25 protein-coding genes and 1 pseudogene are annotated in these 19,451 nt (G+C 75.3%); 7 read left to right on the forward strand and 19 right to left on the reverse strand.

Going from position 1 to position 19,451, the window contains the following annotated elements:
• Positions 1–6: 6 nt before the first annotated feature.
• The 5 genes from ACZ6Q9_RS03420 to ACZ6Q9_RS03440 form a co-directional block, all read right to left on the reverse strand.
• A complete protein-coding gene (locus ACZ6Q9_RS03420; protein ID WP_393270942.1) occupies positions 7–555 on the reverse strand; it encodes an ATPase in 549 nt (182 codons plus the stop codon).
• Between the two features lie 188 nt (positions 556–743).
• Positions 744–1,190, reverse strand: a complete 447-nt coding sequence (locus tag ACZ6Q9_RS03425; RefSeq protein WP_350712209.1) for a response regulator — start codon at positions 1,188–1,190, stop codon at positions 744–746.
• A 70-nt stretch (positions 1,191–1,260) separates the two neighbouring features.
• A complete protein-coding gene (locus tag ACZ6Q9_RS03430; protein WP_396826555.1) occupies positions 1,261–1,608 on the reverse strand; it encodes an STAS domain-containing protein in 348 nt (115 codons plus the stop codon).
• 83 nt (positions 1,609–1,691) lie between these two features.
• Positions 1,692–2,741: a B12-binding domain-containing protein gene (locus ACZ6Q9_RS03435; RefSeq protein ID WP_396826553.1), complete on the reverse strand. Its 1,050-nt coding sequence runs from the start codon at positions 2,739–2,741 to the stop codon at positions 1,692–1,694.
• Complete coding sequence (locus ACZ6Q9_RS03440; RefSeq protein WP_396826551.1) at positions 2,738–3,043, reverse strand: hypothetical protein; 306 nt, start codon at positions 3,041–3,043, stop codon at positions 2,738–2,740. The genes ACZ6Q9_RS03435 and ACZ6Q9_RS03440 overlap by 4 nt, the downstream gene beginning before the upstream one ends.
• A 244-nt stretch (positions 3,044–3,287) precedes the next feature.
• On the opposite strand from ACZ6Q9_RS03440, the gene ACZ6Q9_RS03445 reads away from it, so the two are divergent.
• On the forward strand, positions 3,288–3,644 hold the full coding sequence (locus ACZ6Q9_RS03445; protein ID WP_393270991.1) for an STAS domain-containing protein: 357 nt from the start codon (positions 3,288–3,290) through the stop codon (positions 3,642–3,644).
• 240 nt (positions 3,645–3,884) lie between these two features.
• Here ACZ6Q9_RS03445 and ACZ6Q9_RS03450 read toward each other — a convergent pair whose 3' ends face one another.
• The gene (locus tag ACZ6Q9_RS03450; protein WP_396826549.1) at positions 3,885–4,199 is read right to left on the reverse strand and encodes a hypothetical protein; all 315 of its coding nucleotides are present in this window, start codon (positions 4,197–4,199) and stop codon (positions 3,885–3,887) included.
• A gap of 211 nt (positions 4,200–4,410) precedes the next feature.
• Between ACZ6Q9_RS03450 and ACZ6Q9_RS03455 the strand changes: the two genes are divergently transcribed.
• The gene (locus ACZ6Q9_RS03455) at positions 4,411–5,403 is read left to right on the forward strand and encodes a DUF2267 domain-containing protein (RefSeq protein ID WP_393270954.1); all 993 of its coding nucleotides are present in this window, start codon (positions 4,411–4,413) and stop codon (positions 5,401–5,403) included.
• Between the two features lie 65 nt (positions 5,404–5,468).
• The gene (locus ACZ6Q9_RS03460) at positions 5,469–6,284 is read left to right on the forward strand and encodes a spermidine synthase (RefSeq protein WP_396826546.1); all 816 of its coding nucleotides are present in this window, start codon (positions 5,469–5,471) and stop codon (positions 6,282–6,284) included.
• Positions 6,285–6,404: 120 nt separating this feature from the next.
• Here ACZ6Q9_RS03460 and ACZ6Q9_RS03465 read toward each other — a convergent pair whose 3' ends face one another.
• Positions 6,405–7,706 (reverse strand): NAD(P)/FAD-dependent oxidoreductase, encoded by a 1,302-nt coding sequence (locus tag ACZ6Q9_RS03465; RefSeq protein ID WP_393270959.1) that lies wholly within the window; start codon positions 7,704–7,706, stop codon positions 6,405–6,407.
• A gap of 210 nt (positions 7,707–7,916) precedes the next feature.
• On the opposite strand from ACZ6Q9_RS03465, the gene ACZ6Q9_RS03470 reads away from it, so the two are divergent.
• Entirely contained in the window at positions 7,917–8,078 is a 162-nt protein-coding gene (locus ACZ6Q9_RS03470) for a hypothetical protein (protein ID WP_350712201.1), read from the forward strand.
• Between the two features lie 4 nt (positions 8,079–8,082).
• Here ACZ6Q9_RS03470 and ACZ6Q9_RS03475 read toward each other — a convergent pair whose 3' ends face one another.
• The 8 genes from ACZ6Q9_RS03475 to ACZ6Q9_RS03510 form a co-directional block, all read right to left on the reverse strand.
• The gene (locus tag ACZ6Q9_RS03475) at positions 8,083–8,616 is read right to left on the reverse strand and encodes a GNAT family N-acetyltransferase (protein WP_396826544.1); all 534 of its coding nucleotides are present in this window, start codon (positions 8,614–8,616) and stop codon (positions 8,083–8,085) included.
• Positions 8,617–8,683: 67 nt separating this feature from the next.
• On the reverse strand, positions 8,684–9,055 hold the full coding sequence (locus ACZ6Q9_RS03480) for a hypothetical protein (protein WP_396826542.1): 372 nt from the start codon (positions 9,053–9,055) through the stop codon (positions 8,684–8,686).
• Positions 9,056–9,117: 62 nt separating this feature from the next.
• The gene (locus tag ACZ6Q9_RS03485) at positions 9,118–9,411 is read right to left on the reverse strand and encodes a DUF6510 family protein (protein WP_393270967.1); all 294 of its coding nucleotides are present in this window, start codon (positions 9,409–9,411) and stop codon (positions 9,118–9,120) included.
• A gap of 20 nt (positions 9,412–9,431) precedes the next feature.
• The gene (locus ACZ6Q9_RS03490; RefSeq protein ID WP_396826540.1) at positions 9,432–10,166 is read right to left on the reverse strand and encodes a ferredoxin reductase; all 735 of its coding nucleotides are present in this window, start codon (positions 10,164–10,166) and stop codon (positions 9,432–9,434) included.
• Positions 10,163–10,753, reverse strand: coding sequence for a sulfite oxidase-like oxidoreductase (locus ACZ6Q9_RS03495; RefSeq protein ID WP_393270992.1), 591 nt, complete (start codon positions 10,751–10,753; stop codon positions 10,163–10,165). Before ACZ6Q9_RS03495 ends, ACZ6Q9_RS03490 begins: the two co-directional genes overlap by 4 nt.
• An 80-nt stretch (positions 10,754–10,833) precedes the next feature.
• Positions 10,834–11,853 carry a TerC/Alx family metal homeostasis membrane protein gene (locus ACZ6Q9_RS03500; protein ID WP_393448883.1) on the reverse strand — a complete coding sequence of 340 codons (1,020 nt, stop codon included), beginning with the start codon at positions 11,851–11,853 and terminating at the stop codon, positions 10,834–10,836.
• 190 nt (positions 11,854–12,043) lie between these two features.
• The gene (locus tag ACZ6Q9_RS03505; protein ID WP_396826538.1) at positions 12,044–13,033 is read right to left on the reverse strand and encodes a glycosyltransferase family 9 protein; all 990 of its coding nucleotides are present in this window, start codon (positions 13,031–13,033) and stop codon (positions 12,044–12,046) included.
• Positions 13,026–14,204 (reverse strand): glycosyltransferase family 4 protein, encoded by a 1,179-nt coding sequence (locus ACZ6Q9_RS03510; RefSeq protein WP_393448877.1) that lies wholly within the window; start codon positions 14,202–14,204, stop codon positions 13,026–13,028. Before ACZ6Q9_RS03510 ends, ACZ6Q9_RS03505 begins: the two co-directional genes overlap by 8 nt.
• Positions 14,205–14,277: 73 nt before the next feature.
• Between ACZ6Q9_RS03510 and ACZ6Q9_RS03515 the strand changes: the two genes are divergently transcribed.
• Positions 14,278–15,444, forward strand: coding sequence for a CaiB/BaiF CoA transferase family protein (locus ACZ6Q9_RS03515; protein WP_396826535.1), 1,167 nt, complete (start codon positions 14,278–14,280; stop codon positions 15,442–15,444).
• A 106-nt stretch (positions 15,445–15,550) separates the two neighbouring features.
• On the opposite strand, the gene ACZ6Q9_RS03520 is transcribed toward ACZ6Q9_RS03515, so the two are convergent.
• Positions 15,551–15,961, reverse strand: coding sequence for a DUF2267 domain-containing protein (locus ACZ6Q9_RS03520; RefSeq protein WP_357704191.1), 411 nt, complete (start codon positions 15,959–15,961; stop codon positions 15,551–15,553).
• A gap of 154 nt (positions 15,962–16,115) precedes the next feature.
• Between ACZ6Q9_RS03520 and ACZ6Q9_RS03525 the strand changes: the two genes are divergently transcribed.
• Both ACZ6Q9_RS03525 and ACZ6Q9_RS03530 read left to right on the forward strand, forming a co-directional pair.
• Positions 16,116–16,385 carry a DUF2795 domain-containing protein gene (locus ACZ6Q9_RS03525; protein WP_393270980.1) on the forward strand — a complete coding sequence of 90 codons (270 nt, stop codon included), beginning with the start codon at positions 16,116–16,118 and terminating at the stop codon, positions 16,383–16,385.
• Positions 16,386–16,438: 53 nt separating this feature from the next.
• Entirely contained in the window at positions 16,439–17,098 is a 660-nt protein-coding gene (locus ACZ6Q9_RS03530) for a DUF1345 domain-containing protein (RefSeq protein WP_396826532.1), read from the forward strand.
• Between the two features lie 220 nt (positions 17,099–17,318).
• Here ACZ6Q9_RS03530 and ACZ6Q9_RS03535 read toward each other — a convergent pair whose 3' ends face one another.
• The 3 genes and pseudogenes from ACZ6Q9_RS03535 to ACZ6Q9_RS03545 all read right to left on the reverse strand — a co-directional run.
• Positions 17,319–17,978, reverse strand: a complete 660-nt coding sequence (locus ACZ6Q9_RS03535; protein WP_357463869.1) for a hypothetical protein — start codon at positions 17,976–17,978, stop codon at positions 17,319–17,321.
• A gap of 42 nt (positions 17,979–18,020) precedes the next feature.
• Positions 18,021–18,992, reverse strand: a complete 972-nt coding sequence (locus ACZ6Q9_RS03540) for a pirin family protein (protein ID WP_350712187.1) — start codon at positions 18,990–18,992, stop codon at positions 18,021–18,023.
• A 225-nt stretch (positions 18,993–19,217) separates the two neighbouring features.
• Positions 19,218–19,451: pseudogene (locus ACZ6Q9_RS03545) on the reverse strand (hypothetical protein); the annotation flags it as partial.

Below are 19,451 nucleotides of genomic sequence, written 5' to 3' on the forward strand. Positions count from 1 at the left end.
GCGGGGTCAGCGGATCCCGGCGCGACCGCCCGGCGGCTCGCTGGACGCGTCGGCGCCACCACGCGCGGCGATCCGCGTCGCCGGCACGCCGCCGCCGGCCAGCCCGGCCGCGGCGGTCGGGGTGTCGGCCGGCACCGGCTCGCCCGCGAGCCCGCCGAGGATCTGGTCCGCCCGGGCCTCGCGCCGCCGCCGGGCGTACAGCGCCGCCTCGAAGTCCCGGCGGGCCTGCACCGCCTCGGCGTAGACCCGCTCGCGGACCTGCCGGGCCTCCTCGCGGGCCGCGTCGAGCTCGAAGCGCGCCTGGGCCAGGATGTCGGCCGCCTCCCGCTCGGCGCCCCCGACCCCGAACCGGCCCACCCCCCGGTCCCCGAGGTCCAGCCGCTGGAGCAGGCCGCACAGCGCCGACGCCTCGTCACGGATCTCGTCCCACTCCCGACCGGCCCCGGCGGCACCCTCGGCCCGGGCCGCGAGCCGGGTCAACCGGATGCCGAGCTGGTCGAGGCAGGAATCGACCTGCCGCTGGTCGTAACCGGTCTCAACGACGGAGAACCTCATACTGTCGCCCCCCAGGCAGCTGGTATTTCTTTCCCACCTGGATCCTCGGCGCTGGCGGCGACCCCCGAGGGGGTTCCGGAAAAATGTTCAGCATGCGAGCGCCGACGCGGGTCGAGCGCCTCGCGGGGTGTCGACGGGCGGCCCGGCGTGGACAATGCGGCGGGCACCCCCGGGCGGGCGGTACGGCGTCAGGTGCGCTTCGGCAGCACGACCACCCGGCCGAAGAACTCGTCGATGCGGCGCACCACGTCGTTGAAGTCGTCCAGGTCGATCGGCTTGGTCACGTAGGCGTTGGCCTGGAGCGTGTAGCTGCCCACGATGTCCGTGTCGGCGTTGGAGGTGGTCAGCACCACGATCGGGATCGTACGCAGGTCCTCGTCGCCCTTGACCGCGCCGAGCACCTGCCGCCCGTCCATCCGCGGCATGTTCAGGTCGAGCAGGATGACGTCGGGGCGCCGGGCCTCGGTGTGCCGCCCCTCCTGACGCAGGAACTCCATCGCCTCCTGGCCGTCGCCGACGACGTCGATGACCTTGTCGACGTCGGAGTCCGCGAGGGCCTCCTCGATCATCAGCACGTCGCCCGGGTCGTCGTCCACCACCAGGATGCGAACGGGACCCGGCCTGTCTGCGCGCATCGTTACCTGCTTCGTGTCAGTGGTACGGAAGACCGTGCGGTCCTCGATGCTGGCGGGGAAATGTAGCCCATCAACCGGCGGTCTGCGCGGCCGGGTCGGCCGTGTCGGGTTCATATCTCAGCACGTCGGCCAGCCCGGTCACCTGGAGCACCCGGTCAACCCGGCCGCTGGCGCCGGTCACCCGCAGCCAGCCGCCGTCAGCGGCGACGCGGTTGTCGCCCCGGACGAAGGCGGCGATCCCGGTCGAGTCGCAGAAGACCAGCTCGGTCAGGTCGACCAGCAGCTGCCGCTCACCGCCGTCGACCAGCCGGTCGATCGCGGCGTTCAGCTCGGGTGCGGTGCTCAGGTCGAGTTCGCCGGCCAGGCGCAGGCAGGCCCCGCCGCCCTGGCGATCGGCGTACGTGACCGTGAACGTCACCGTGGTCCCCCTCGCTCCACCGCAGCCGGATGCTTGCAGTGCAGCAAGTATAAGCAGGGGGGTCGGCCGGGGCCGCAGCGCGCTCAGCGCGACCCTGCGCCGCCCCGCGTGGCCACGGCCGAGCGGGCCGCCTCGAGGAACCGCGCGGCGCGAGGGAAGTTGTGCAGGACCCGCCCGTAGTGTTCCAGAGCCGACCCCAGCGCGGGGGCCGGCACGCCGCGACTGGTGAGGATGTCCACCAGCCAGTCGACGAACTCGGTGAACAGCGAGCCGTCGTCGACGTAGAGCGCGGCGGCCAGGAAGTCCACTATGTACTCGAGGTCGCTGACCGTCGAGTCCACCTGCGCGGGCGTGTAGTCGCGCGTGGCCGGGGCACGTTCCCGCAGGTCGGCCAGCGCCCCGTCGATCAGTTCGCCGCGCCGCCGCACCAGGCTGGCGTACTCGTCGTCGGCCAGGCGGGACAGCTCCGCGGGCGGGGTGCGACGCAGGGCCCGCTCGTCGGCGACCAGGTCGGCGGCGGCCGGGGCGTCGGGCGCCCAGGCCACGCCGAGCCGGCGGGCCCAGCGCCCATCCGCGCCGAAGCCGCGACCCCCGACCACCACCGGCACGTCCGAGCGGCGGCACGCCTCGATCATGCGGTGCGCGTGCGGCAGTCGCATCGGCAGCGCGCAGGCCAGCGCGACCGCGTCCGCGTCGTGCCGGTGCAGGTACGACACCAGGTGCGCGGCGGGAACGCTCGCGCCGAGGAAGGTGACGTGCCAGCCCCGCAGCCGCAGCACCTCCGCGACCAGCCGGGGCGGCAGGGCGTGCCACTCGCCGTCCATGCACGCCACCACGATCCGGCCCCGGGTCGGGCGCGGGTTGGCGTACCCGGCGACCGCCGCCACCACCCGCTCGCTGATGTGCGTCGCGGCGTGCTCCTGGGCGACGCTCCACTCGTTGCGCGCCCACCGCTCCCCCACCTCGGCCTGCGCCGGGGCGACCAGGTCGAGCAGGACGCGCTCGGCCGGAACCTCGGCCTCGAGCAGCCCGGTGGCCACCTCGATCGCGGCGTACTCGTCCGCCTCCTCGATGCAGTGCAGGTATCCGGGCCAGGCGCCCGCCGGGTTGGCCCGGGCGGTCAGGGTGGTCACGGTCGGGTCTCCCCGGCGTCGGCGCTGCCGGTCGGGACGGGCACCGCGTGCAGGTGCCGGGGCGTACGCTCGCCCGGGCCCGCCGCGCGCAGCGCGAGCACCGCGATGTCGTCGTGGTCGCCGTGGGCCAGCCAGTCGCAGGTCACCTGCTCGACGCGCTCCGCCAGCGCGGGCGCGGGCATCCGGTGGCAGCCGGTGAGCGCGTGGACCAGCCGCTCGGTGCCGAACTGCTCGTCGGGCAGCGGCACCACCCGGGCGCAGGCCTCGGCGGCGGTCAGGCCGGGCAGCCAGCCGGCCGACACCGCCTGCTCGACCAGACATCCGTGCCGCGCCGGACGCGGCGCTCGTGGTCACGTCTTTCCCGCCCACCCTACGCCGGTGTGCCCGCACCGCCACTCCACGCCCGTTTGCCCCGGCAGCAGTTGCGTGCCCGGCGGGAGCGGGCGGGGATTGTTACGATCCCCTCGACCCTGCCGGACCGGCAGCCTGCGGAAAGGCGTGATCGTGCTGTCCCATGGGAGGCAACCGGCGGCGGCCCCGTTGAGCATGACCGTCGACCGGTCGGATCCGGGGGCGCCGCTCATCCGGGTCGGCGGGGACCTCGCCTACACGACCGCCGCGCCCCTGCGGGCCGAGATCGACCGGGTGCTCGCGGACGCCCCGCCCGCGGTCGTGCTGGACTTCGGCGACCTGCTCTTCATCGACAGCACCGGCCTCGGGGTGATCGTGCACGCCTGGCGGGAGGGGCAGCAGGGCGGCACCGCCCTCCAGTTGCGCGGGGTGCCCCGCTTCCTGGAGTCGATCCTCGACATGACCGGCGTCATGGGCCTGCTCGCCCGACCGCTCGGCGACCACCTGGCCGCGCACCCCGGCGCCGCCGACAGTCCCGCCGGCCCGGTCTGACGCCGACCCGCCCGGCCCCGGGCCAGCAGCTGCTGGACCGCACCGGGCTGGCCGAGCTGCTGGCCATGGACCGCCCCGCCGACGGCGACATCCGCCAGGCGGGCTGAGGTCGCCCCGGGCGCGGCCGACCCCCTCACCGGGTGCAGGGGTCCTTCACGTCGCGTCCGGCGTCGGTTGTCCGCACGGCGCGGGGCTGGCCCCCCGACCCTGGGACCAGGGGTCGGGGGGCCGGAGTAAGGCTCAGGGCGCGGTGACCGGCTGGAGGCGGGGGCCGGCCGACCGCCGCTGCCGGGCCCCTGGCGGCTCGGCGTCCTCTGGCGGTCCGGAATCGGGAGTCTGGAAGAGATAGCGGACGAACTCCCCACCCGCCTCGTTGTCGTCCGCTCCGGGCCACTGCCCGATGCAGTCCACTCCGACGACCTCACGGCCCGAGCCGTCGGCCTCCTCCAGCAGCGCCCACAGGCTCACGGGGTAGCAGCGGGTGTCCTCGGGCGAGAGACGCCAGCGGGCGTACCAGCCGGGTCGGGCGGGGACGATCTCGACGATCCTCTTCATCACGACCTGTCCTTCCGCGTCCGATCGGAAGTGCTCCGGTCCGCTGCGATCGTCGGGCCCCGCCGGGTGATCGCCCCTCACCCCCGCCGGATGAAGCTCCCGCCGCTGCCCGGGGGTCACCGGCCCGGCCGCCGACGTCCGTTTCGGTGGCGGCGGCGACGGGAAGGCGACCGGCGGAAGCGAGGCACACCAGCGGAAGCGAGGTGTCACCATGCGCAAGCAGATGGAGGGCGACAACCAGCGCCGCCGCACGCTGGCCCGCCAGGCCCGCGAGCGCGGCATGCAGGCCAGCGAGACGGGGGCCAGCCTGAGCGCCTCCAAGCAGCTCACCCACCTGGACCGGGGCAAGCGCGCCGGGCCGCCGCCGGCCGGCAGGCGGCACAAGCCCGACACCACCCGCGGCGGGCCGGCGCCGCCGCCGGCCGGCGTCCCCGAGTCGCCCCGGCCCACCCCGGATCCGGGCCTCGCCGCGCCAGGCGTGACCCCGATGGGGTACCGCGCGCTGGTCGACGACGTCGTCCGCCGCACCGGGGCCGACTTCCGGACCGCCAAGGTGGGGGTCGAGTCGACGGTGCTGGTGCTGGCCTGGGCCCTGGACGAGGCGGAACGCCGGCGGCTGCTCGCGGCGGTGCCGACGAAGTTGCACGACGTGGTACCCGTGGACGGCATCAGGCGGCGCCAGGACCTGCCCGGCTTCCTGGCCGAGGTGGGCCGGATCAGTGGGCGCACCCCGGAGCAGGCCCGCTACCAGGCCGAGGCGACCGTGGCGGCGCTCGCCGACCACGACGGCGACCTGGTCGAATCGCTGCACGTGCCCGACGGACTGCGCGAGCTGCTGCAACCGCCGCCGCCGGTCGGCGGCGGGGTGGTCGGCGCGACCACCGCCACGCCCCCGCTGAGCGACGCGGACCTGCGGGAGGCGCTCGCCGGGCTGCCGTACTGGTCCGGCGACGGCAACGCGCTGTCGCGCACGATCCAGCTTCCGGCCGACAACCTCGACCGGGTGCTGGACCTGATCGACCAACTGCGGCAGGAGACCGGGCGCGGACCGCGGATCGGCCGCCCCGACGCGACCACCGCCGTGGTGACCGTACGGTCCCGGCGGGCCGGCGCGGTGACCGTGGTGACCGCGACGGACGTGGACCTCGCCCACGCCGTGGACGACGCGATCGAGGAGGCGGGCGCCGGGATGGCCACCGGCTGACCCGCCGCGGGCCGGCGGGCGACCGCCCCGCCGGCCCGCCCCCGAGGCTCGGCTAGCGTGCCGGCATGGACGTCGACGCGCACCGGCCGGAGCTGGTCGTGGACCCGGCCAGACCGACCGGGCGCACACTGCTCGCCGCGGGCGTGGAACAGTCCTACGTGGACGTCGCCGACCCCCGCCACCTCCACTTCGAGTACGTACGGCGAATGGCCGCCGTCGCGGACCTGGCAGCGCCACCCGGCCGGCCGCTGGACGCGCTGCACCTCGGCGGCGGCGCGCTGACCCTGCCCCGCTATCTGGCCGCCACCCGGCCCGGCTCGGCGCAACTGGTCGTCGAGCGGGACGCGGCCGTGGTCGACCTGGTGGCGCGCGAGCTGCCGGCCCTGCCCGACGACGTCCGGGTGCGGGTGGCCGACGCCCGGGACGCGCTGACCGACGCCCCGCGCGGCGGGTACGACCTGGTGCTCGCCGACATCTACCGGGCCGCCCGGATGCCCGGCCACGTGACGACCGTCGAGTTCGCCGCCGGGGTGGCCCGGGCCCTGCGCCCGGACGGTCTCTACCTGGTCAACGTGACGGACCTGCCGCCGCTGGTCTTCACCCGGGTGCAGGCGGCCACCCTGCGGGCCGTCTTCGCCGACGTCTGCCTCGTCGCCGACCGGCGGATGCTGCGCGGCCGGCGGTACGGCAACCTCGTCCTCGTCGCCGCGCCGCGCGCCGGACGGCTGCCGGTGGCCCGGCTGGCGGCCCGCGCGGCGCGCGATCCGGTGCCCGGCGGGGTGCTGCACGCGGCGGCCCTGGACGCGTTCGTCGCCGGCGCCCGGCCCGCCACCGACGCCGCCCTGGCCGCCACCGACGCACCACCACCCGGCCCGGCCTGACCGCCGAGGGCGCGCAGGCTGCACCGCAACGGCCACGGGCTTACCCGCCCCGTGCCCGGGACGCGGTCGAGTCACCCGGCGGACCCGGGCAACGGCGGATCCGGCGAGGTGCGGCGCTGGTCAGCGGGCCCGGACGGCCACCTCGGGCGAGGAGCTCTCCAGGGGCACCGCGTTGGCCGGAACCAGGCCGAGCTGCACCGCCGGGCGGGGCAGCGCCGCGTCCAGCATCCAGTCGGCGCCCACCCGGGCCCGGTTGCCCGGCATCGCCAGCAGGTGGTAGCCCCGGGTGACCACCTTGGCGGGCAGCCCCGACAGCGACACCTTCAACGGGTTAGCCGCCGCGTCCTTGCCGCCCAGGTCGACGACCCAGCCCAGGTCGTAGTGCTTGTACGGCTTGCGCCGCCCCTGCCCGTAGGAGGCGGCGATGTTGTGCGCGGCCAGCTTGCCCTGCCGCTGGGCGTGCTGCGCGGTCATCGCGCAGATCTGCCCGGGCCGGGTCGGGTCCGGCACCGCGGCGGCGTCGCCGCAGGCGTACACCTCGGGGAAGCCGGGGACGTTGAGGTACTCGTCGACGACCAGGCGGCCCTTCTCGGTGCGCAGCCCCAGCTCGGCGACGAACGGGTCGGGGCGCACGCCGACGCACCAGACGAGGGTGCAGGTGGGGACGTACTCGCCGTCGGTGAGCTTCACCCCGTCGGCGGTGGCCTCGGCCACGGACGTGCCCATCCGCACGTCGACGCCGCGCCGGCGCAGCACCCGGTCGGCGGTGTCGGACATCCGCTTGTCCAGCTCCGGCAGGACCCGGGGCGCGACGTCCAGCAGCATCCACCTCGGGCGGATCTTGAGTCGGGGGCGCTGGGAGACCAGCTCGTCGGTGAAGAGCTGGCCGTGCGCGGCCACCTCCGTGCCGGTGTAGCCGGCGCCGACGACCACGAAGGTGGCGCGGGCCTGCTGCTCGGCGGGGTCCTCGGCCTGCTCGGCCAGCTCGATCTGCCGGACCACGTGGTCGTGCAAAAAGAGCGCCTCGGGCAGGCCACGGAAGCCGTGCGCGTACTCGGTGACGCCGGGGATCGGCAACAGCTTGTTGACGCTGCCGACGGCGAGGACCAGCCGGTCGTACGCGAGCCGGTTGCGGTCCCCCTCCGGCTGGGTGAAGCCGACCCAGCGGTTCTGCAGGTCGACGTGGTCGGCCTCGCCGATGACCACCCGCACCCCGTCGAGGGTCCCGGTCAGCGGCACGGAGATCCGGGTCGGCCCCACCACGCCGGCGGCCACCTCGGGCAGCAGCGGGAGGTAGAGGAAGTAGTCGGTGGAGTTCAGCAGCACGATCTCGGCCCGGTCCCTGGCCAACCGGCTCAACGTCTTCGCCGCGTGGTATCCGGCGAACCCGGCCCCCACGATCACCACACGAGGTTTCGTCATTTCGGCCCCGTTCCCACCCGAGGGCCAGACAAACGTGCCGGAGCGGGCCGTCAGCCGGGCGTGCGTCCTCGTGCGGCCAGACCGCAGTGGTAGCCGAGCGCGTCGTAGCAGCACCCGCACGCGTACGTCGGATCACCCGGCCCGGGTGGGTTCGTCTCACCCGGCCCGGATGCACGGTGGTGGTCACCACGGCGACGGGAGGACTGCGCCATGAGCATGCCGATGTCCAACGACCAGCGGCAGCCGATCTACCTGCGGCAGAGCGGCCGGAAGCACCTCACGCCCCGGCAGCGGCGGCGCGTCGAGCACAAGCAGGGGCGGATCGAGCGCCTCGGCGGTCAGCGCCCCGAGGCGCGCCGGCCGGGGCGCTGACCGCCTACGGCCCGGCCGGGGCCGGGGCGGTGATCGCCCACCGCTCGTGGTCGCGCCACGCCCCGTCGATGAACAGGTACTCGGGTGAGTAGCCCTCCAGCCGGAAGCCGAGCCGGCGGGCCACCCGGCGGGACGGCTCGTTGCCCGGCTGGATGTTCGCCTCCAGCCGGTGCAGGCCGAGCGTGTCGAAGGCGTGCGCGACCACCAGGCCGAGGCGTGCCGAGGCGTGCCCGGTGCCGCTGTACGGCAGGAAGGCGGCGTAGCCCAGGTACCCGCCCCGCAGCGCGCCCATGAGGATCCCGCTGATGTTCACGTACCCGGCGATGGCGCCGGAGGCCCGGTCGCAGATCAGGTAGCCGGCGTGGTCCCGCCGCCGGATCTTGGCCAGGTACGCGGCGTACCTCGTCGGGTCGTCGGGGGCGGAGAGCCAGGGGTGGTGCAGGTCCCGGCTGCGCCGGGCCGCCGCGACGAACTCGGCCTCGTCGGCGGGCCGGGGCCGGCGGATGCCGACCGGCCCGGCGGTACGCAGGTATCTCACGGCGGAAAACTGTCGCCGCCCCCGCCGACGATGTCCAGCGGATTGTGACCTATCACGCCGCGAGCCGTCACCCGCCGCCGGTGCGCTCGACGGTGTAGTGGATGGTCTGGGCGACGATCCAGCCCTGCTCGATCAGGAACGAGTCCGCCCCGTCGCGGACCCGCACGCCCTCGGCGTCCGCCGTCCACTCCAGGAACGCCATCCGGCCCTCGACCAGCTTGTTCGTGTACGCGTACCCGCCGCCGGGCAGCTCCTCCTCCAGCCAGCGCGCCAACTCCCGGACCCCGGCGTGCCCCCGGAACACGCCCCGGCGCTCCAGCACCACACAGGACGGCGACACGTTGCGCGCCAGGTCCTCCGCGAACCGGTGCTCGGCGGCCAGCCGCAGGTGGTCCTCGAACACCTCCTGCGCCGACCGCGCCCGCAGGTCCTCGTCCACCGCCCCACCTCCGCCCGTCCCGGCTGCCGAGCCGGCCGCGCCCCCGTCCGGGCGGCCCGCCGTCACAGCGGGCCCGGGTGCGGCTGGTCCAGCGGCATCGGCACCTGGAGGAAGGTGGCCCCGCGCAGATCCAGCCAGGCCCGGTCGGGCGAGCGGACCAGCCGCAACATCACCTCGGCGCAGTTCGGGCAGCGGGCCACCAGCCCGGGCGCGTGCGAGTAGACGCGCAGGCCGGCCAGCGGGCCGAGCGTGCCGCAGTGCGCGCACCGCCCGCTGGCGGCGCTCAGGTCGACGGCGAACAGCTCCCGCAGCGGGCCGTCGAGCATGTTGCCGTCCAGGTACGACAGCTCGGTCATCGGACACTCCTCCTCGACGCTCAGCCGGTCGGGCCGAACCGCTCGGTCTTCACCCGCCGGCTCTCGTGGCCGAGCCCGACGAGCAGGTCCGCCACGGTCTCCACGAAGCCGGTCGGGCCGCAGACGTAGCAGAGCGGCTCCAGCTCGGGCGGCCAGCCGTGGCTGCTGACGTCGGCCAGGCCGATCCGGTGCGGCTCCCCCCGCCAGCCCTCCGGCGCCTGGCGGGTGTACACGTACGTCACGTCCAGGCCCCGGTCGTCGCGGACGCGGGCGCGCAGCTCGTCGGCGTAGAACACGTCGGCGGGGGTGCGCACCGAGTAGAGCAGCCGGAACGGCGCGCGACTGTCGGCGGCGCGGCGCGCCCGCACCATCGCCATCAGCGGCACCACGCCCGAGCCGCCGGCCACCAGCAGCACCGGCGCGGCCTCCTCCGGCCGCCAGACGAACCAGCCGCCGACCGGGCCGCGCACCTCCACCGGGTCGCCCTGGGCGTACACGTCGACGAGGTACGGCGACACCTCGCCGTCGGGCATTCGCTGCACGGTCAGGGCGATCCGGTCCCCGTCGGCCGGTCCGGCCAGCGAGTACGACCGCGCCGCCTGGTACCCGTCGGGGGCGGTCAGCCGCACGTCGACGTGCTGCCCGGGCAGGTGCCCCGGCCAGCCGGGCACCTCCAGCACCAGCGTGTGCGCGGTCGGCGTCTCCAACCGGCGCTCGGCGAGCCGGGCCACCCGCCACCGCAGTGGGGCGGTCAATCGCCCTGGTACCGCTGCTCACGCCACGGGTCACCGTAGTCGTGGTAGCCGGCGGTCTCCCAGAATCCGGGCTGGTCCTCCGTGGTGAGCCGGATGCCGCGCACCCACTTGGCGGACTTCCAGAAGTACAGGTGCGGCACGAGCAGCCGGGCCGGGCCGCCGTGCTCGGCCGGCAGGGGGCCGCCGTCGTACGAGTGCGCCACCCAGGCCCGCCCGCCGCGCAGGTCGGCCAGCGGCAGGTTCGTGGTGTAGCCGCCGTACGAGTGGGCCTGCGCGTAGTGCGCGCCGGTGTCGATGCCCTCCAGCAGCGTGTCCAGGGAGACGCCCTGCCAGTCGGTGTCGCGCTTCGACCAGCGGGTGACGCAGTGGATGTCCACCGTCGGGGTCTCCTGGGGCAGCGCCATCAGCTCGTCCCAGGTCCAGCGGAACTCCGCGCCGGACTCGGTGGAGATGAGGAACTCCCAGGTCTCCAGCGGCACCTTGGGCGTCGGGCCGGCGGAGAGGACCGGGAAGTCCTCCGTCAGGTACTGCCCCGGCGGCAGGGCCGGCTCCGCGGAGCGGGGCCGGCCCTGGAAGCCCGGTGACACGATTCCCACCCGTCAGTCGTACCACCCGGGGTGGGTCGGGCAGGCGCGGTCGGCCGGAACGGCACCGCGGCGGGTGACGCTCAGCGCCGCTCGACCACCACTTCCTTCCTGCCCGGCGCGGTGCCGCGGGTGGCCCGGAGGCTGGTGAGCGTGACGACCACCAGGACGCCGATGATGACGCCCAGCGAGGCGAGGGTGGGGATCTCCGGCACGCCCGCCCAGATGCCGTGCGCCCAGTGCAGGCCCAGCTTGACGCCGATGAACGCCAGGATGATCGCCAGACCGTAGCTGAGGTGGACCAGCCGGCTGAGCGCGGCGTGCAGCACGAAGTAGAGCGCGCGCAGCCCCAGCAGGGCGAACGCGTTGGTGGCGAAGACCAGGTACGGGTCCTCGGTGATGCCGTAGACGGCGGGCACCGAGTCGACGGCGAAGACCACGTCGGTGACGAGCAGGGCGACCACCACGAGGGCGAACGGGGTGAGCGTCCGCCGTCCGGCGAGGCGCACGGTCATCTTCGTGCCGTGGTACTCCTCGGTGACCGGCATGAACCTGCGCAGCAGCTGCACCGAGCGCATCTTGTTGATGTCGACTTCCTGCTCGTGCCCGGAGAGGGCGTCACGCAGCAGCTTCACGGCGGTGACGATCAGGATGACCGCGAAGAGCAGGAAGGCGAAGTCCAGGGTCTGCAGGGCTGCCGCGCCGAGGGCGATGAAGACCGCGCGCAGCACCAGCGCCCCGACGATGCCGTAGAGCAGTACCCGCTGGGCGAGCACCGCCGGCACCGCGAACGCGGCCAGCAGCAGCATGAAGACGAACAGGTTGTCGACCGAGAGCGACTTCTCCACCAGGTAACCGGTGAGGTACTCCACGCCCTGCTCGGAGCCGTAGCGGGACCAGACCCACGCGCCGAAGGCGAGCGGCAGGGCGATGTAGAACGCCGACCAGCCCAGCGCCTCCCGGATCGACACCTCGTGCGGCCGGCGGGTGACCAGGAAGTCCAGCGCCAGCAGGGCGAGCACGGCGGCGATGGTGACGCCCCACAGCGTGGGGGTGCCGATCGAGTGGATCTCGGCAACGGCAAGGTACGACAAATCGGACATGGAGCCTCCTCGAACACCGTGTCATGTTCGAGGTCTCCTTCACCCACCGTTCTGTGGGCAACCACCCGAGGCGCGCTCCGGGCACGCCGTACTGACCGGGATGGTTCGTGGGAAGTACTCCCCTCGTGGCGACAAGGTTATGGCAGGCTCGGCGGGCGCGGCAAACGGGGCACACGGGATCACCCGCCGGTCAGCGGGCGGCAACGGCGGCGAGCACGGCGTCCACGTCGAGGTCGGCCATGCACGCCGGGCCCACCGAGTCGAGCGGGCAACGCGCCTCCCACCAGCACGGCTGCTCCGTGATGGCGGTGGGGCGCCGGTGCGGGCACCGCGGCAACCCCTGGAGATCCGTGCCGCCCATCCCGTACCGCCGGGCGTCGGTGGGGCCGAACAACGCGACCGTCGTGGCGCCGGCGGCGGCGGCAAGCCGCACCGGCCCGGTGTCGGGCCCGGCCACCACCCCACCGCGCCGGCCCACCGCGGCGAACTGGCCGGCGAGGGTGGGCAGGTCGGACCGGGGCAACGGCACCCCGAGCGGCGCGTCGGGGTCGACGGGGCCGACCGTGAGCACCGGGTGACCGCGCCGGGCCAGCTTCCCGGCCAGGGCCCGCCAGTGCCGCCCGGGCCACCGCTTCACCGCCATCCCGACGTCGGTCACCAGCACCACGGGCGGCGCGAGCGGCTCCCCCACCAACCGGGCCACCGCCCGCTCCCCGGCGCGACGCGCGTCGTCGTCGACGTGCACCCGCGGGCGGGCGGACCGGTCGGCGGCGTCCAGCAGCCCCTCGGCGTGCAGGATCTCCAGGTAGCGCGCGCCCACCGGCTGGTGCGGTGGCGGGCCACGCCACAGGTTCGTCACCGCCCGCGCGGTGCCGGCCTCCAGCAGCTCCGCGATGCCGTCGTAGCGGGTGGTGCTGACCGCCAGGTCCGGCCGCGCCGCCGCGAGCGCCTCGACCACCGCCTCCCGTTCCGCGCCCGGCCGGCCGTGGCGGGGGGTGCGCACCTCGGTGACCGCCGGGTCGCCGCGCACCAGCTCCGCCCCCGGGTCGTGGGTGAGCACCCGCAGCCGCGCGCCCGGGTTGCGGCGGGCCAGGCCGTGCACCGCCGGCAGCAGCATCAGCAGGTCGCCGATCCCGCCGAGCAGGTCCACCACCAGGATGTCCGCGTACGCCTCAGGCACCGGCCCGCCCCAGCGTCCGCGCGTAGAGGTCGCGGTGCGCGGCGGCGACCCTCGGCCAGGAGTACGCGGCGGCGAAGGCCCGCCCCCGCTCGGCGAGCCGGCGGCGCAACACCGGATCGGCCAGCAGCCTGCCCACGGTGCGCGCGATCGCGGCGCTGTCCCGGCGCCGCCCGATCACCGCCACCGCCCCGCCCCGGCGCAGCTCGTCGTCGGCGGAGTCGGGCACCGTCACCGCCGTCGGCACGCCGTGCGCCAGCGCGGCGAGCAGGGCGCCGCTCTTCGTGCTCACCCCGGCGGTGAACGGCAGCACCGCCACGTCGGCGGCGTGCAGCGCGGCGGAGACCCGCTCGGCGGGCAGGTGCCCGGTGAACGTCACCGCCTCGGCCACCCCGCACCGGCGGGCCAGCCCGGTCAGCTCGGCGCGGAACGCCCGCGCCTCCTGCTCCGGCAACGCCTGCGAGGTGAACCCGCCGACCACCAGCAGCCGCAGTTCGGGGTGGTCGCGCCGCAGGTCGGGCAGCGCCTCGACCAGGTGCCGCAGCCCCTTCACGGGGTGCACGAAGCCGAAGAAGGCCAGCAGCGGGGCGCCCTCGGGCAGACCCAGCTCGGCCCGCAGGCACCGCCCGGCGGTGGCCGCGCCGACGTGGTCGGCGACGTTCGGGGCGATCGGGATGTGCGTCGGGGCGCGACCGGTGCGCGCGCGGACCACGTCCCCGTGGCCGGGGTTCGTGACGATGACCGCCGCGCTGGCCGGCACCAGCCGGCCCGACTCCCGGTCCCAGCAGCGGGCCCGCTCCGCCACCGACCAGAGCCGGCCCGGCAGCCAGCCGGGGCAGGCCCACCACCCGTACTCGTGCAGGGTGGTGACCAGCGGCACCCGCCGGGGCAGCCGCCACGGCAGCAGGCCGGGCTGACCGGAGAACCGGTAGGCCGACGGCGCGAACTGCACGTGCACCACGTCGGGGGCCAGCTCGCGGACCCGGCGCGCGGCCCGGACGGTGGCGGCCCGCCAACGGCCCCCGTCCCCGTCGGGACGCACCGGCACCGGGGTCACCTCGACGCCCACGTCGTCCAGCGCCTCGACCAGGTGTGCCACGTAGTCGCTGACGCCGTCGGCGTCGGGCCGGCCGGGACCGTGCAGCATGGCCACCCTGATCCGGTCGTCGACCACGCCACCTCCCGCCTCTCGCCCGGCGGGTTCCCGACCCCTTCCGGCGCAAACGCGCAGCGCCTATCGTTTGCCGATGACCGAGGACGTGCCGGCCGGCCCGCTGGCCGGCGTACGGGTGATCGAGCTGGCCGGCATCGGGCCCGGCCCGTTCGCCGCGATGATGCTGGCCGATCTGGGCGCGGACGTGGTCCGGGTGGACCGGGCCACCGACGTGGACCCGGGCGCGTTCGGCAGCCCGCACCCGGACCTGCTCAACCGGGGGCGCCGCTCGATCGGGGTGGACCTGAAGTCCCCCGGCGGCCGGGAGGTGGTGCTGGCCCTGGCCGGCGGCGCCGACGCGCTGATCGAGGGCTTCCGGCCGGGGGTGACCGAGCGGCTCGGTGTCGGCCCGGCGGACTGCCTGGCGGTGAACCCGCGACTGGTCTACGGGCGGATGACCGGCTGGGGGCAGGACGGCCCGGCCGCCCCGTACGCCGGGCACGACATCGGCTACGTGGCGCTGACCGGGGCGCTGCACGGGATCGGGCGGCCCGGGGAGCGCCCGGTGCCGCCGATGAACCTGCTCGGCGACTTCGGCGGCGGCGGGATGATGCTCGCCCTGGGCCTGGTCTCGGCCCTGTACGCGGTGCGCGGCGGCGCGCGCGGCCAGGTGGTCGACGCGGCCATCGTGGACGGCGTGGCGGTGCTCAGCACCCAGATCCACGCGCTGCGCCGGCTGGGCATGTGGCAGGACCCGCGTGGGGTGAACCTGCTCGACGGCGGCGCCCCGTTCTACGACACGTACGAGTGCGCCGACGGCCGCTATCTGGCCGTCGGCGCGCTGGAGCCGCAGTTCTACGACGAGCTGGTCCGGCGCAGCGGGTTCCCGCTGCACCCGGACGAGGCGCTGGACCGCACCGACCCGGCGAACTGGCCGGCGCTGCGCCGGGCGTGGGCGCGTCTGTTCCGCACCCGGTCCCGGGACGAGTGGACGGCGCTGCTGGGCCAGTCGGACGCCTGCGTGGCACCGGTGCTGGACTGGCGGGAGGCGCCCGAGCACCCGCACCTGGCCTCCCGGCGCACCTTCGTGGAGCAGGGCGGGATCACCCAGCCGGCCCCGGCGCCCCGCTTCTCCGGCACGCCGACGGCGCTGCGCCGCCCGCCGCCGCAGCCCGGCGAGCACACCGACGAGCTGCTGGCCGAAGCGGGCTTCGACCCGGGCAGCGTCGCCGCCCTGCGCGCCGCCGGCGCGGTCGCCTGACCGCCGCCGGTCGCGCCGGGTCGGTCGGGGATGGGTCGCACCCCGACGTCCGACCGCCGTGCCGGGTCGCGGGACGGACGGTCGGCGGGCAGGTCGGCCGGCCCGGTCAGGAGCGGCGCAGGGTGGCGCCGGGAGCCATCGCGGGTTCCACCAGCATCCGGTAGTCGCGCGGCAGCTGGGTGGCCACGTCGTCGAACTCGCCGCCGGTGATCGCCTCGCGGAGCGTGATGAAGACCGCGCGGGCGGCGTCCCTGGCCGCCGACTCGTCGATCCCGGCCCGCACCGCGATCCGCGCGACGAACTCGGCCGCACCGAACCGGTCCGCCGACTCCGTGCGCGGCCTCGGCTTCATCACCACCTGCAACGGCTTGGGCAGCTGCGCCGCCAGGTCCAGCACCTCCCCGCCGGTCAGCCGCTCGGCGAGGGTCTCCAGCGTCGCCCGGGTCAGCGCCACCGCCTGCTCGGAGGACATGTGGGTGCGCCGGGCGACCTGGTCGACGAAGGTGTCGTAGTTCATCCGTGGCTCCTTCCGCGCCTGCGTCGGCTGCGCGTACCCGGTGCCCCGTCCACAAAACGGCGGCGGATTTCCCCGCCGGACGGCGCGTGACGGGCCGCCGGGCGGGTAACCGCCGCCGGTCGTGACCGGATCGATGCCCGGAGGAGCCGACACCATGGCGAGTTACGCCGACGTGCTGCAGTACCTGTCGAGCCTGGACTACCCGGCCGGGAAGGACGACGTGGTACGCGAGGCCGAACGCGAGGGCGCCCCGCCGGACGTGTTGCGGGCCCTGCGGGCCCTGCCACCGGTCGACTACGCCAACGGCAACGAGGTGGCCCGCTCCGCACACATCGACGCCGCGCCCGAGGTCGGCCCGTCCCAGCGGGCGGCGCAGGCCCGGGAGCGGCACCAGCGCGTCTCGCAGCACCTGCGCGGCATCTGAGCCTTGCCCGCGCCTCGGCTGACCGGCGGCGGTGCCTGCGCAGGGCGGGACCGATGACGGATGACGGTGCGCGGCCGTACGGGCACACCCCGGCCGCCCTCCAGCTCACCGTGATGGGCGTGGTCGGGCTGCTGGCCGGCGGCCTCACCGCGCTGACGGCCTCGCTGGAGCTCGCCCCCCTGGTCGGCTGGGACGCCGCCGCGCTGAGCTGGCTGCTGCTGGTCTGGCACAAGGTGTGGCCGATGGACGCGGACCGGACGGCCCGGCTGGCGGTGTACGAGGACCCGAACCGGGCGGCCCGCGACTCCCTGCTGCTCGTCGCCTGCCTGACCAGCCTGCTGGCGGTCGGCGTCGTGGTGACCCGCGCCCACCAGGGGCCCACGACGACCCTCTGGAACGTCTACAGCGGGCTGAGCGTGCTCAGCGTGCTGCTGTCCTGGCTGGTGGTGCACACCGTGTTCGCCGCCCGGTACGCGCGGATCTACTACACCGGGCCGGACGGCGGGGTGGACTTCAACCAGCCGGAGCCGCCGCGCTACTCCGACTTCGCCTACCTGGCGTTCACCGTGGGGGCGACCTTCCAGGTCTCCGACACCGCGCTCACCAGCAACGAGATGCGCCGGACGGTGCTGCGGCACTCGATGCTGTCGTACCTGTTCGGGGCGTTCGTCATCGCGGTGACGGTGAACCTGCTGGCCGGCCTGGCCAGGTGAGCGGGTAGCGGCCGGACAGGCGGGCGCCCCCGCCGCGAACCGCGACCGGGGCGCCACGCAGAACCTGACCGACGGTCGACGAGGCCCGAACCGGGCCGCGACCACCAGGCGATTGATGTACGCCCGAACCGGGCGGGCATCACTGCCGAGATCATCATACGATGCGCCATCCCCCGTTTGGAGGAATACCGGCGAACTGTGGGCCACCGCACCCCGCGCGTCAGGGGGTCAGCTCCGCGTACCGCTGCTCCAGGTCGACCCGGGCCAGCGCCCCGACCAGCCAGGCGAGCCGCTCGGACTCGCCGCTGCCGGCCAACCCGGCGAGGTCGTCGGCCGAGCGTCCCAGCCCCAGCCGGCGCGCCGCGACCAGCGCCCTGCGGTCGGCCACCGGCGCCACCTCCCGCCACAGCGCCTGCGCCTCGCGCAGGAACAGGTCGGCCACGGCGGCGTCCACGCCAGGCAGCTCGGTGAGCAGCTCGCGCTCCCGGGCCGGGTCGTGGTGCGCCACCGCGCGCAGCCGGCGCAGGTCGCCCCGGTAGCGCTCGACGACGGCCCGGGCCAGGTCGCCCAGGGTGTCGGCGAGCGCGTCGACGTCGCCGCGCTGGCCGCTGTCGCGCAGCACGCGCACCCGGTCGGCATGCAGCGAGCGGGCCAGCCGGGCGGCGCTGTCCCAGCCCGCCTCGGGCAGCGCGTGCGCGGTGTCCAGGGCGCGCCGGAAGTCGCCGCGCCGGGCCAACAGCACGGCGAGGCAGAGCACCTGGAACAGGCTCGACGGGTTGTTCGTGACCCGGAAGCCGTACTGCTCCGCGAAGCCCCGCCCGCTGCCGGCGAGCCGGCGCACCAGTCGCTTCTTGTCCTCAATGCGGGAGATGGTCGGCATGCCGGCGACTACCCATGTCGGGCCCGGCCACGCCTGCCCGAGTCAGCCGAGGACGCCGCCACTGCGGTCGCGCGCCTTGAGCCGGGTGGTGGGCAGTGCCGGGGCGGGCAACGGCGGAGCCGGGTCGTCGGCGACGACGCCGAAGCGCCGCCCGGCCATCCAGTCCTCCCGGGCGGCGGCGACCTCCTCGTGCGAGCGGCCGACGAAGTTCCACCACATCACCAGCGGCTCCTCGAAGGGTGCCCCGCCGAGCAGCAGGAGGCGGCTGCCCACCTCGCCGGTCAGGGTGAGCCCGTCCCGGCCGGTGCCGAGGTAGAGCAGCGCTCCGGGGGCGAGCGACACACCGTCGACCTCGGCGGCGCCGGACATGGCCAGCAGCGCGTACTCGAAGTCGCGGCGCAGCGGCAGCGTGGCCGGCGCGGCCCCGCGCACCTCGAGCTGCGCGCCGAGCAGCGGGGTGTGCGTCACGGCCGGCGACCGCTCGCCCTCCAGCTCGCCGACCAGCAGCGTGACGTCCAGCTCGCCGTCGCGCCAGCGGGGCAGGTCGGCGTGGTGGGCGAAATCGGCCGCGCCGGCGCGGGCCGGGTCCGGCAGCGCCACCCAGAGCTGCACGCCGTGCATCAGCGGCGGATGCCGATCAGGCGACCGTTCGGAGTGCGCGATGCCGTGCCCGGAGGTCATCACGTTGAGCTGGCCGGGGCGGATCGGCTGCACGTTGCCGAGGCTGTCCCGGTGCAGGATCTCCCCGTCCAGCAGCCACGTCACCGTCTGGAGGCCGGTGTGTGGGTGCGGAGGCACCTCCATGCCGGGCCGCTCGGCCACGTCGTCCGGGCCGAAGTGGTCCACGAAGCACCAGGCCCCGACCATCCGCCGCTGGCGCTGCGGCAGCAGCCGCCGCACCGTCGTGTAGCGGCCCAGCGGCACGTCGTGGCCCGGCAGCAGGACGCTGCCGGGATCGGCCGTGGCCACGCCGGGCGGGCGGGTCTGCGCGGGCATTCTCTCGGTACGCTCCACCAGCCCGACTGTACGCCGGGCACCGTGCCGGCTCCGGACGGCCACTCCCCGGCCTCGACGCGACGATGTCCTGCCGCGACGCCTTGCCCGTCACCTGCCGGGGCCGACGAGGGAGTCCGCGTCCGGCCCCACCCGATCACCGCCCCGCTGGCGGCAGAGATGCCGAAACGCCGCTGGCCGGCACCCCCGATCGGGGTACCGGTCAGCGGCATCATGCAACTGTCGTCAGCTGTTCCAGTGCTTGGCGACCAGGTCGGCGGCCTGCTGCTCCCACTGGGCGTAGTGGTCCGGGTACGCCGACACCTGCACCGTCTGCGCGGCCTCGGTCAGCGGCATGTCCTGCCACCCGTCGACCTGCTTCAGACCCTTCAGGAACGCCGTGGTCGAGTACTCCGGGTCGGTGATCTGCTCGACCGTGCCCCAACCGCTCGACGGGCGCTGCTGGAACAGGCCCAGCGA

The sequence above is a fragment of the Micromonospora sp. NPDC049139 genome (assembly GCF_055586845.1).